The 12,722-nt window shown below is 33.8% G+C and carries 11 protein-coding genes and 1 pseudogene; 3 read left to right on the top strand and 9 right to left on the bottom strand.

Annotated features, from left to right (window positions below; all coding sequences use genetic code 11):
* Positions 1–271: 271 nt before the first annotated feature.
* The 6 genes and pseudogenes from ACF91D_RS09215 to ACF91D_RS09190 form a co-directional block, all read right to left on the bottom strand.
* A pseudogene (locus ACF91D_RS09215) lies at positions 272–358 on the bottom strand (hypothetical protein); the annotation flags it as partial.
* A 240-nt stretch (positions 359–598) separates the two neighbouring features.
* The gene (locus ACF91D_RS09210) at positions 599–1,093 is read right to left on the bottom strand and encodes a DUF4064 domain-containing protein (protein WP_232166754.1); all 495 of its coding nucleotides are present in this window, start codon (positions 1,091–1,093) and stop codon (positions 599–601) included.
* A gap of 375 nt (positions 1,094–1,468) precedes the next feature.
* Entirely contained in the window at positions 1,469–1,930 is a 462-nt protein-coding gene (locus ACF91D_RS09205) for a MarR family winged helix-turn-helix transcriptional regulator (RefSeq protein ID WP_107590218.1), read from the bottom strand.
* 25 nt (positions 1,931–1,955) lie between these two features.
* Positions 1,956–3,389 (bottom strand): YhgE/Pip family protein, encoded by a 1,434-nt coding sequence (locus ACF91D_RS09200; RefSeq protein WP_107590217.1) that lies wholly within the window; start codon positions 3,387–3,389, stop codon positions 1,956–1,958.
* 252 nt (positions 3,390–3,641) lie between these two features.
* Positions 3,642–4,112 (bottom strand): peptide-methionine (S)-S-oxide reductase, encoded by a 471-nt coding sequence (locus ACF91D_RS09195; RefSeq protein WP_107590216.1) that lies wholly within the window; start codon positions 4,110–4,112, stop codon positions 3,642–3,644.
* 136 nt (positions 4,113–4,248) lie between these two features.
* On the bottom strand, positions 4,249–5,322 hold the full coding sequence (locus ACF91D_RS09190; protein WP_107591316.1) for a M20 family metallopeptidase: 1,074 nt from the start codon (positions 5,320–5,322) through the stop codon (positions 4,249–4,251).
* 227 nt (positions 5,323–5,549) lie between these two features.
* On the opposite strand from ACF91D_RS09190, the gene ACF91D_RS09185 reads away from it, so the two are divergent.
* The 3 genes from ACF91D_RS09185 to ACF91D_RS09175 are packed head-to-tail and all read left to right on the top strand — an operon-like array spanning position 5,550 to position 9,211.
* Positions 5,550–6,989, top strand: a complete 1,440-nt coding sequence (locus tag ACF91D_RS09185) for an NAD-dependent succinate-semialdehyde dehydrogenase (RefSeq protein ID WP_107590214.1) — start codon at positions 5,550–5,552, stop codon at positions 6,987–6,989.
* 20 nt (positions 6,990–7,009) lie between these two features.
* Positions 7,010–8,422, top strand: a complete 1,413-nt coding sequence (locus tag ACF91D_RS09180; protein WP_107511927.1) for a glutamine synthetase family protein — start codon at positions 7,010–7,012, stop codon at positions 8,420–8,422.
* A gap of 21 nt (positions 8,423–8,443) precedes the next feature.
* The gene (locus ACF91D_RS09175) at positions 8,444–9,211 is read left to right on the top strand and encodes an SDR family NAD(P)-dependent oxidoreductase (RefSeq protein WP_107511926.1); all 768 of its coding nucleotides are present in this window, start codon (positions 8,444–8,446) and stop codon (positions 9,209–9,211) included.
* A 125-nt stretch (positions 9,212–9,336) separates the two neighbouring features.
* On the opposite strand, the gene eutH is transcribed toward ACF91D_RS09175, so the two are convergent.
* The 3 genes from eutH to ACF91D_RS09160 form a co-directional block, all read right to left on the bottom strand.
* The gene (gene eutH, locus ACF91D_RS09170) at positions 9,337–10,572 is read right to left on the bottom strand and encodes an ethanolamine utilization protein EutH (protein ID WP_107590213.1); all 1,236 of its coding nucleotides are present in this window, start codon (positions 10,570–10,572) and stop codon (positions 9,337–9,339) included.
* A gap of 106 nt (positions 10,573–10,678) precedes the next feature.
* Entirely contained in the window at positions 10,679–11,248 is a 570-nt protein-coding gene (locus tag ACF91D_RS09165) for an ANTAR domain-containing response regulator (RefSeq protein ID WP_107590212.1), read from the bottom strand.
* Positions 11,226–12,668, bottom strand: a complete 1,443-nt coding sequence (locus ACF91D_RS09160) for a sensor histidine kinase (RefSeq protein WP_232166755.1) — start codon at positions 12,666–12,668, stop codon at positions 11,226–11,228. Before ACF91D_RS09160 ends, ACF91D_RS09165 begins: the two co-directional genes overlap by 23 nt.
* Between the last annotated feature and the right edge of the window lie 54 nt (positions 12,669–12,722).

Here is a 12,722-nt window from a genome sequence, read left to right as displayed (position 1 = left end):
ATTATTATTCATTTCCCATAACTCTAAAACATTGATATAGCAACATTTATTGAGTATCTCGCATGTCTCACGTTAGACAACCCTCAGTGTTACCCCCCTCATGATAACCATCAATTCCCACTAGTTAACCTTTAATTTATTATAAGCTTTGTGATTACTGTCAAAATAATAGATGTACTAAGTAACAGTATAATCAATAAAAAAACTGCATCTAAAAAACTGATATCAGTTTCTAAATGCAGCATTTCATTTATATAATTACCATAAATTATTTCTTACGGTTTCTTTTTTTCTCTTCTAAAATTGCCATCACTATAAAACCAACTACTAGAAGGGGTGATAGCATTACTAATACCATCATTTGTCTCACCTCATTTAAAACTGTGTAATGATCAATATAAAAATGACGCTACAGTCAGTTACAATACACGACCGAAATGTCATTTTTTTCATTTTGCTCCCCCACGGTTTCATTGAGTAATACCACAATGAATAAGTTAATCATAGCCCATTTAATAACTTTAAGTCACTTGATATGAGTCGTTAAACGCGACTGATTCTGTTTAACGTTTGATAATACTATTGCTAAATAAATACTTTAATACTTGTAGTCATTATCTGAATCTTTTTTATTAAGAGACTCAAAAGATGACAAATCATCATTACTTTCTGTTGTTGCTGTGTGATTATAGTGATTCGGTTGTTTAGGCTTTTTAACTAATAGCATAATTGCGGCAACAATCCATAAAATTGCGTTTATCCAATTTCCTAATAGCGATAGAACCCCGGCAATAATTAATAAAATTGCTGCTGCTTTAGGTTTCTTACCTATCAAGATTGCACCAATCAAAGCAATGATTAACACTACAATGGCATAAATTAAACCGATTCCTAACATGCCTACTAACATATTCATACCATCATTGGCATTTGTCGTTGTAATCGTTGGATCTTCTTGTTGCATTGCGTTAATTGCAGATTGTTTAAAGTCATCAGTACCGACTAAAGGGAACATAAATCCGATAAATATAACGCCAATAATTTGTAAAGCAACTCCAATCCAAGCGAGTATTTTTTCTGCAGTTCTTTTCATTATAAAATACCTCCTACATCCATATTTAATTATTTCAAAAAAAGACATAATACAAAATTATAAGCTATTTAAAATTCAAAACGCTTTAATTCAAGTATACTAATCTCTAAACTAGAAGTCTATTTCACATCTCCGATAATTCGTCATTACTTACTATTTATTAAGTAAATAAACGCACTATTGCGCCTGTTTTCGTAGATTTATGTTGCGTATTACTTAGGGGGATAGGTCGAGCTTTGGTCTCGACACTTCCATACTCCTTCAGGTGTCTCGCTTACAATACTCAACACCCTATAGCTATGCTTATAAAAATAGCTATGGAGCAATCTATCATCATAAATTGCTCCATAGCTTGTCTTAAAAATGTTTGATTTACTATGCTTTATGCTTACGCTCACTAAATGCATTCTCGATCATATATAATTGATCGACAAAGTGTTCTACCTCTTCTAATGTGAATTTGTCACCGATACGTTCCTTTACAGCTTTAGTCATCTTCGTAGTTGCCTCTTGTAAAAATTCTGCGCCTTCATCACTTAATTGAATTAATTTGATTCGCTTATTATCAGAATATGCACGTTGAACATAGCCCATCTCTTCTAATTTCCCAATGCGTTTTGAAGCCGCCGTCTTAAATATATTCTGTAACGCAGCAAGTTCGTTAATCGTTACCTTGCCCTCAGTTTGAATAATTCTCATCGCTTCAATTTGTTCCCTAGAAAGCAAGTTACTTACACCCGTTTCCTTCACTACCTCAACAATCTCTTTATTCAGTCTCAACATCACTATTTGAAATTTTGTTATAGCTTCTTCAATCTTGCTATCAACATTTTCCATTTATTTCTCCCCTTAATTTCAATACTTATTTAAATTGCATTGAAAATGGTAGTCTATCTCGTTTATTAAACCATAATAGAATTAAATATTGCAATATCATCATTACTACGATAATACCAACTAATACACTAATTACAAAGCTAAAGTTGAAGTGACCAGCATTTGTAAAGATTGCTTCTCTATATCCTTGGATAGCATAAGTCATAGGTGAGAATGGATGAATCCATCTAAAGAATTTTGCTGACATTTCAATTGGGAACATACCTTCACTCGCACTCAATTGTAATATCAACAGTATCATTGATAAGAATAGACCAATTCTATCTAAGAACAAGCCTAAGAATGTCGTAATTGTTATTGCTGCAATCGCCCATAGAATTCCTGTTGCCAAGAATTGACCCACATTATCGATTGACATATCGAAGACAAAGATGACCCAACAGCTCATAAATAGCGCTGCTAATGAACCTTGTACGATATACAATAACAATTTACCCATTGCTTGTTTAAGAGATGATACTTCTCGGCTTAATGTTTTTCGTAATGGATAAATTGCACTAAATGAAACTGCCACAACGAATAAACTTACGCTCGCCATGTATGGGACGATTGTTTCACCGTATTTGTCAGCTTCCGTTGGGTTATTTTCATCAATTTTAGTCACTTTGTTTAAAGCTTTTTCATTTTTACTTTCAAATGATTTATCTTCTTGTTGTGAAATTGAATTATCAATTTGTTGTTTTAATTGATCATTGTTTGATTTTAATTGGTTTAAACCATCTGTTACTTGTTGGTTACCAGATTCTAACTGTTGCGCTGGTTGACCTACAGCTGGTTCTAATTGTTTCAAGCCGTCTGTTACTTGTTGATTACCACTAATTAATTGTGATTCTGCATTTGACATCTTACCTAATGCATCAGAAGTATCTTGATAACCTGATTGTGATTTTTTTGTACCTGCAAATAATTGATTTAGATATTTTGAACGAATATCGTCTTTCAATGTTGTTGTAACTTTATCAAGTGCTTTTTGTGCAGTTTGACTCTCGGTATAACTTGAACCTGGGTTAACCTGTGTTTCTAGTTTAATCTTCTTAGGATGTTTATCTAATAATGTTGTAGTATTATGAGAAGCATTTTTAGGAATAATGATTGTTCCAGCACTTTTACCTTTATTTAATTCATTCTGTGCTTTTTCTTCAGAAACTTCTTGGAACTTAAACTTATCATTATCTTTAAGTTTGTCGACTAAATCATCGCCCACTGTAATCTTTTTACCATTCATCTTTGCTGATTCATCATGATTGACTACAGATATTTTCAACTGGTCAGTCTTATCGTATGGGTCCCAAATTGAACCAACAAAAAAGGCAACATATAATAATGACACCAATGCAATTGAAACAAGAGAGACGATCAACATCTTATTTCTAAATATAAATTTGAACTCATTGAACATATTTTGAACCTTCCTTTTCTAAAAATGTACACCCCATGTACCATAAGGGCAAAATGATACCCAATATCGAGGGTAGTCTATATTGGATATACAAAGTCTTTTATAATTTTTTACGAAAAGGGCTACTTTTAAATTAGTACACCCCATGTACATTCTCAAATAATACGCTCATCTATTTTATATGTCAAGACATCAAATATATTTTTTCAATATAATTTTATATTGATTACAAATCCATAAAAATGATACGCCCTATTTATATTTCTGCATTATTTCATTCGGTATGTGGCAGTAATCTTCAGGAAATTTATCTAATCGATCTTGGTGAATTTCTGCACTTCTTACATAATTAGACAAAGGTAAGACTTCCACTGCGATTTCTGCATGGTCTGTTCTACTATTTATAAAAGCTTGCGCAGCTTCAAGATGTTGTTTATTTTCACTATAGACTCCGGTTCGGTACTTAGGTCCAACATCATCTCCTTGTTGATTAATACTATATGGATCTATAATCTCAAAAAAATATGACATTAATTGTTCAACATCACTAACCCCCGGCTGGAAGACTGTCTTTACACACTCCGCATAACCATCATATGCTCCATCTAGGGTATTGGTCGAACCGTTCACTCTTCCCGCTTCAGTCTCCACAACACCCGGCAGTGTCTTAAGAAAAGCTTGTACTCCCCATAAACAACCACCTGCTAAATAAATAGTTTCCATAACTTATGCCTCCCATACACAATCACTACTTTAACCTCTATAACTTAAAATAATTTCTAACTACATCTTCAAATAACAATATAAATTCAAGTACAACTTACTCGAATTAGTATTGATATTCAAATCTATATTAGTATTACTTAGCAAAATATTCAGCAAAGTTTACTAAAATGTCTTTGTAAGATTCTACTGAAGCTATCTCTACATATTCACCATCACCATGCCATTCAGCCCCTGTCGGACCGAATTCAATTGCAGGTACATCAAATCTTGAGAAATACCTTGTATCTGCAAAACCATGCTGTCCAAAAACAGCTACATTGTCGCTATCCATTGATTCTTTTATAGTATTTTCCAAACGCTTTATATACTTATGATTAACATCATTCTGTACTGCTGGACCTACTAGATGTAATTGAATATCTCCATTAGTTATACCTTTAATTTGTGAGAGTATTTCCTCATAATCTTGTGAAGGCAAATATCGAATATCATATGATACTTTACATTTATCTGGAACTTTATTATATACATCCCCTCCATTTATTTTAGCCAAATTAATTGAAGGCTCTTTATAAATGTCTGTAGCTTCTTGAGCAAATGGTAATGTTAGAATATCATCATGTAGTTTAAGCGCCTTAGCAATAGCATTTTCTCCTTCCCATGGTCTACTACTATGAGCAGATTCACCCTTTAATATAATATCAAACTGAAGAATTCCTTTTGCTTGAAATCCTATACCTAATTGAGTCGCTTCACCACAAATAACAAAATCTCCTAAAAATCCCTCTTCTGTTAAATATGCTGCACAATGTTTACCGCCTATTTCTTCATCAGAAACTAATTGTAATTGAACAGTTGTATCTCCTAAATCAATGTGTTGTAACTCGCTCATTGCTACCATCATAGCACTTACTCCAGATTTCATATCTGCAGAACCACGTCCATAAATCTTGCCATTTTTAATTTTGGGAGTGAATTGTTCAGGCTTTCCACTAACGACATCAACATGACCATTTAGCACAAGTTTGTGTTTCCCTTCCCCGACTTCGCATAACAACATTTTATATCCATCATTAGTTAAAATTTCTGGCTGTAATTGTTCTTTTTCCAACCAATCATAACAGTATTGAATTGTTTCATTCGCAGTTTTTTTATCCGAACTATTATAAGAAATTAAATCCGTTAATAAGTCTATCGTCTTTGACATAAAACGAACCTCCTTCAAGGTTAAAATTTTCTCACAGTATAATTGATTGTCTGAAAATTGACAAGGTTTTGAAAATTTAGTAACATTTAATCAACTTGGGAGATATTTCACCCATAAAGTAATTATTGTTCTTTAAAAGTAAATATATAAAGCAATGGAGCTTATACAATAGACATTTCGTGTCGTATTGTGTGAGCTCTTTTTTATATTCAAAGGGGGAAGTTTAAATGAGTTATAACTACAATCACAACTGGATTAATGGAAATAAAATTACAACTAGTGATGGTATTAAAGTCATCAATCCTGCTACAGGTGATGTAATAGGAGAAGTCCCGAAAATTTCTGAACATGAAGTCAATGATGCAATTGTCGCAGCACACACTGCATTTAAATCATGGTCAAACTATACTGCCGAATATCGGGCTGACATCTTAGAGCAATGGGCTCAGAATTTACTTTCTAAACAAGATGAACTAGCACATATTATGAGTGAAGAACAAGGTAAACCATATGCAGAAGCTTATGGGGAGATTGGTGTTTGTGCTAAATTTATTCGATGGAATGCTGAAGAAGGAAAAAGAATCTACGGAGAAATCATTCCACCTTCTTCACCACAACAACGTATTTCAGTAATTAAACAACCTGTGGGTGTATGTGGACTCATTACACCTTGGAATTTCCCAGGTGCGATGATTGCACGTAAAGTAGCGCCTGCTTTAGCTGCTGGCTGTACAGTTATTGTTAAGCCTTCAAGTGAAACGCCACGAATTGCGATTGCCATTTTTGATGAGTTAATGCGTACTGATATCGATAATGGTGTAGCAAATATTGTAACAGGTAGTTCTTCAATGATTTCTAATACACTATTTAGTAACCCTAAAATTCGAAAGATTTCATTTACCGGTTCAACTACAATAGGTAAGCAGTTAATGAAGCAAGCTGCTGATCAAGTTAAACGAATTTCACTTGAATTAGGTGGCAATGCGCCAACTATTGTCTTACCAGATGCCAATTTAGACATTGCAGCTGACGCCATTGTAGAAAATAAATTCGAAAACACAGGTCAAATGTGTAACGGCATAAATACAGTGCTTGTTCATGAAGATATACAAGATGAAATCACAGAAAAAATAGCAACTCGAGTTCAACAATTAAAAGTTGGTATTGGTACAGACGACGGCGTACAGGTGGGGCCTTTGATAAATAAAGCTGCTGTTGATAAAGTTGAACATCTCGTTGCAGATGCTACTCAAAATGGTGCCAATATCAAAGTAGGTGGCCACAAACTTCCAATTTCAAGTAATGGATTATTCTATCAACCAACAGTTATAACAAACGTCAATCCTTCGATGGCTATTGCTCAAGATGAAATTTTCGGCCCAGTTGCACCTATCATTACATTTAAGAGTATTGATGAAGCAATAGAAATTGCGAATGCCTCACAGTTTGGTCTTGCAGCATACTTCTTCTCAAATAATATTAATACAATTTACAAAATATCTGAGCAATTAGAATTTGGAATGATTGGTGTAAATGGTACCCAACTTAGTGTACCTCAAGCACCATTTGGAGGTATCAAAGAAAGTGGTATGGGTCGCGAAGGTGGTCACCACGGATTAGATGGTTTCTTAGAGTTAAAATATATCTCACTATCGTTACAAGAATAAATGCTAAAGGGGTAGATATTATGATTAATGAAATTCACGATACACATGATGATAATAATGTAACTGGCAGTATTTCGAAAGAAAAATTATTAGAACTTGTAAAAAACGAATCAATAGATACAGTTGTGCTTGGTTTTTGCGATATGCAAGGACGTTTAATGGGCAAGCGTATTACTGGTGATTTCATCTTAGAAAATGATATTTCAGAAGGAACTCATTTTTGTAACTATCTCTTAGGTACTAACTTTGAAATGGATACCGATGATGGTTATGAATACATGAATTGGGATAAAGGATACGGCGATTATCTAGCCAAACCAGATTGGGATACTTTAAAAGTAGTACCTTGGTTAGAAAAAACAGCTCTTGTGTTCTGTGATGTGTATACTGTTGATGGAGAAGAACAAATTAAGATTGCTCCAAGGAACATACTAAAAGAACAGATTAAAAAAGCCGAAAGCTATGGATTGTCACCACATATGGCAAGTGAATTAGAATTTTACCTGTTTAATGATTCATTTTCAGATATAAATAAAAAAGGCTATAGTAAATTAGAACCTGCTGGTCACTTAAATGAAGATTATAACTTATTACAAGGCACTAAAAACGAGCCTATTTACCAAGAAATACGTAAACAAATGCATTTAATGGGGATTACGATTGAATCATCTAAGGGTGAAGCATACAAAGGACAACACGAAATTAACTTAAAGTACGCAGATGCCCTCAAGGCTGCAGATCAACATCTCATGTTTAAACACGGAATGAAAGAAATATGTATCCAAAATGATAAATCGGTCACATTTATGGCTAAACCTTATGCTGAGTGGACCGGTTCTAGTGGTCATATTCATCTTAGTATGATGGAAAAAGGAACACACAATAACGCCTTTTATGCAGGTGACAATGCTGAAAATCCTATTTCTGATACATTAAAGCATTTCTTAGCCGGAATTATCAAATATACACGTGATTTCGCACTTATGTTTGCTCCATATATAAATTCATATAAACGATTTGCTCCAAATTCATGGGCACCGGTAAGTATTGCATGGAGTAGAGATAACCGTTCTGCAGGATATCGTATGGTCGGTTGTGGTAACTCATTACGTTTCGAATCTCGAATTTCCGGAGCAGATATGAATCCATATTTAGCATATTCTGCGTTGATTGGCGCTGGACTATATGGTATTGAACATAAAATCCCTTTACCTGATGAACTAAAAGGTAATGCTTATAATCAAGACGCTATCGAACGTATACCGTCATCATTACATGAAGCAATCTTAACTTGGAAAGAAAGCGATGTAGTTAAAGAAGTATTGGGCGAAGATGTAGCTAAACACTATTTACACGCTGCTCAATCTGAACAAAATGACTTTGACTCTTATGTCACAACTTGGGAACGTTCAAGATATTTCGAACAAAGCTAAAACATGAATGGAGGAATAACAATGAGACTAGAAAATAAAGTTTGTATCATCACAGGTGCCGGTGGTGGCATGGGTAAAGAAGCTGCAAAACGATTTGCTAAAGAAGGTGCAAAGGTCGCAGTCTTTGAAAGAGATAGCACAGCAGGCAAAGAAACCGTTGATGAAATTATTCAAGACGGTGGTCAGGCTTCGTTCTTTAAAGTAGATATTGCCAATGAAAATGATGTAAAACAAGCCGTTCAAGATACCGTCGAAACATATGGCAAAATAGATGTATTGTACAATAATGCAGGTGTGATGCCAGAGGCAGATAATTCAGTAGTTAATACAAGTGAAGATGTTTGGGATTTAGTAATGAATATTAATGTAAAAGGCATTTTCTTTATGACTAAATACGTCATTCCAGAAATGGAGAAGCATAATACTGGGTCAATTATTAACATTGCATCATTTGTCGCAGAAATGGGTTGTTCAGTGCCTCAAGATGCTTACACAGCGTCTAAAGGTGCAGTAGTCTCTCTGACAAAATCATTAGCAATTCAATTCAGACCTAAAGGTATTCGCACAAATGCGATAAGCCCTGGTCCTATAGAAACACCTTTACTCATGGAGTGGCTCGTTTCAGATGAAGATGCTAAGAATGTGCGTTTAGGTAGACAACCTTCTGGACGCTTTGGCAAACCTGAAGATATTGTTAACTGTGCCTTATATTTAGCTTCAGATGAATCTGATTGGACAAACGGAGCTAACATCAATGTAGACGGCGGTATAACTGCAAACTATTTCTAATTGAGATGTACTATACTATAGCACAACACAAAAGTTAACCTGTTCAACGTTTGTTGGACAGGTTTTTATATTTTAACATTCGTTTTTTATAATATTTATCAATTACAATGATGTGCAGCCATTTATTATTCATTTTTATATTCATCTAATCCAATAATACCTGCTTGTCGATCAATCCTCTCTAATTTTCTCGCTTTTGGTAAACATAGAATGTAGGCAAATATTATTGATAGGATACCTGCACTTAATTTTCCTATAAGAACAGCTGGAATCAATGTCGGTTGGAAGTTGGCTGTATACGATAAATGATCTCCTAATAAAAATGCTGAACTCACACCAAAGGATATATTAATCACCTTATCTTTTGGTGGCATATCCTTTACCAATTTAAACATTGCTAATATATTAGCAATTGTCGCAATTATACCTGCACTACCAGCTTCACTTAAACCAATTTTCCCTCCCACACGTGTTAATCCATTTGAAAAGTACTTTCTAATCAAGTAAACCATTGGAAAGGCACCAGATAACATAATTGCAATGTTACCAGCATTTTCTAAAGCTCTAAAATTATCCTCTTTATCCGCCATGATTGGATCAAATCCCCACACTCCAAAAATGTGTGTGAAAAATCCTGTAAAAATCTCTACTACAGAACAAACAAAGACAAGTTTGATACAAGTATCCAATATCTTACCAAAAATAATAAACAATTTAATCATCAAATCTGAGAAGAAATATAAACCTATTGCAGTTATAACTACAAAGATAATTAACGGTAACAAATTTAACAATACTGACGTAAAGCTAATAGAGAATACGTGTGTCGCTGCACCTGTTGTACCAATGAAAGTACGCACTTTCATATGACTGAACAGCATAATAGTAGTAGAAACAAATGCCCCAAAAGGTATTGCTAATAAACCAGACAGTATTCCTAGAGCCATATACTTATGATCACGCTTTTCAAGCATTGGTAAGCCTAAAGGAATTGTAAAAACAATTGTTGCCCCTGCCATAAAACCGACAATCATTGCCATTATCCAACCCTCATAGCTCTCTTTTAAAACCTCTGCTAATTGATATCCACCCATATCTGTAGCCAATATTGATGTCGCTGCAATTGCTGGATCCGCACCTATTTTGTCGAACATTGGTCCAAATACATGTTCAATAAATTTGGAAATAAACGGTATAGATGCCATTATACCTGCTGAATTTGCAAATATAGGACCAATTGTATAAATACCTTCCATAAACTCTTTACCAATGCCCCTTTGGGCATCCTTAATCGCTCCAATAGCACCAAGCACCGCACAAATCATAATGATATAAATAATCACTGTACCAATATGTTCCATTTACTCCACCCCATTGTTTTCATACTATAAAAACACAAAAAGATGCCTATTTGTTACTACAAATAAGCACCTTTGCTCTAATATATTCACTTCTAAGTATTATTATTTACGAATCTAATTGTTTGATTACTTTAGCCGCAACTTTTTCAAGTTCAACTTGATGATCCATACTCAATTTTCTCAATTTTTGATATGCGTCATCTTCTGTGATATTCAATCGTCGCATTATAAGTCCTTTAGCACGTTCAATACGTTTTCTATTTTCAATTTGTTTATATGATTGTGCGACCTCTTGCTTTAAATTACTTAAGCGAAACGACTGATTTAAAGCTATTTCTACTGCTGGTAGTAATTGTGATTCAGATATAGGCTTAACGATGTAACCAACTATGTTGGACTGTTTTGCTTCATTAACAAATTCATTTTGACTATAAGCCGTCAATATCAATATAGGAATATCGTATTTCTTGCTAATAATCTTACTTGCTTTTAAACCATTTAATTTTGGCATTTTAATATCCATAATGATTAAATCTGGCTGTGTCTCTGCTGTAGCTTCAATGGCTTTTTCACCATTGCTCACTGCTGAAATCACATGGTATTTTGCTGTTTTCAACATTTCTACAATGTCGAGTCTCACGATTGATTCGTCTTCAACCACCATAATTTTCTTCATAACCATTGCTCCCCTTGTGCTGAAAATTAACTTTCCCCATTGTGCCAATACGATTTTTCGTCAATTTAAATGATCCCCCCAAATCATTTTCAGTTATCGTATTAATAATATTGAGACCAAACGATTCTTCAAAGTCCAAACTATCCCCGCCATCATCTTGTACCACCAATATCATTTCATTGTCACTATCTGTATAAATTAACTTTACATCTATGTTACCAACATCTTTATTATCAAATGCATGTTTAATGCAATTAGATATCAACTCATTTGCAATTAATGCTAAAGAAACAGCTGTATTTGACGGTAAAAGACTCATTTGATTAATATGATACGAGATATGTATTCTACATGCTTCTGAATTATCGTTATATACTAGCATATTGCCTATTTTTTTAATTAATTTTCCTATATTCACTTTATCTGTATGGGATTCATCAAGAATTACTTCATACACTGATGCAATACTTAATATTCGATTTAAACTTTCTTGAAAATATATTTTACTATCGTCAGGCAAGCCTCTCCTCATTTGCAATCTTAGCAAACTAGCTACTGTCTGTAGATTATTCTTAACTCGATGATGTACTTCTCTAATTGCCACAGACTTAGAAATTAGTTCTTTTTCCTTTTCCTTTAAATCGGTAATATCTTGCATCAAAATTAAATGCCCAGTTACTTCATTATGTTCAAATAATCTAATACACTTCACACGAAAATAGCACCCTTCAAATTCTCTTTCTTCTATAGTAATAATCTGACCATCGGTAAGCATATCTTCAATACTTGGAAATAATTCTATAAATGACATGTCTGTTTCACAATTTACACGTAATATCTTTTTCACAAGTTCATCTGCTGTTAAATTGTAATAACGTATATATAAATCTTGATCAATATTAAATATGCTTTCTTCAATCATATCAGGAAAGCCTATTCGACTTTCACTTGATTGAGACACTATTTTACTTAATGTATCCGTTGCTTCTGTGAGTGCCTTTAACTTGTCTTCTTCTAATACTTTATTACTAACATCTTTCTCCATTATAAGTGCACCAATAATTCGCTCATTCACAGCAATCGGCGTTACATTTTGTTCAACAACTCTGCCTTCTTGTGATACCGCTCGATGCTGATAAACTGATTCTCCAGTATCTAACGTCTTAAAAACGGCTGGTTCAAATTTTTTATATACATTCTGAGCTAACACTGATGTTTGATATAACAAATTGTTACTATTAGGCCATGCTTCCGCAACCACAATAAAATGATCAGGTTCAATAGCCGGACAATCTATAAATACAAATGCATTATTTAAGCTCGCTATTTCTGGTAAATGTTTAGCTAACTGTTCAACTTTGTAAATTTCAATTTCTGTTAAATTTGTATACGTATTGCATATTTCTCTTGTACTCTGCACAATACATCATCCCAAACTATAATGTTTTGAATATTCGGATAATTATATTCTTTA

This window comes from Staphylococcus sp. 231237_7MaSpsaltlick (genome assembly GCF_043107035.1).
The sequence above is the reverse complement of the archived record's forward strand: the minus strand, read 5'-3'. Positions and strand labels throughout refer to the sequence as shown.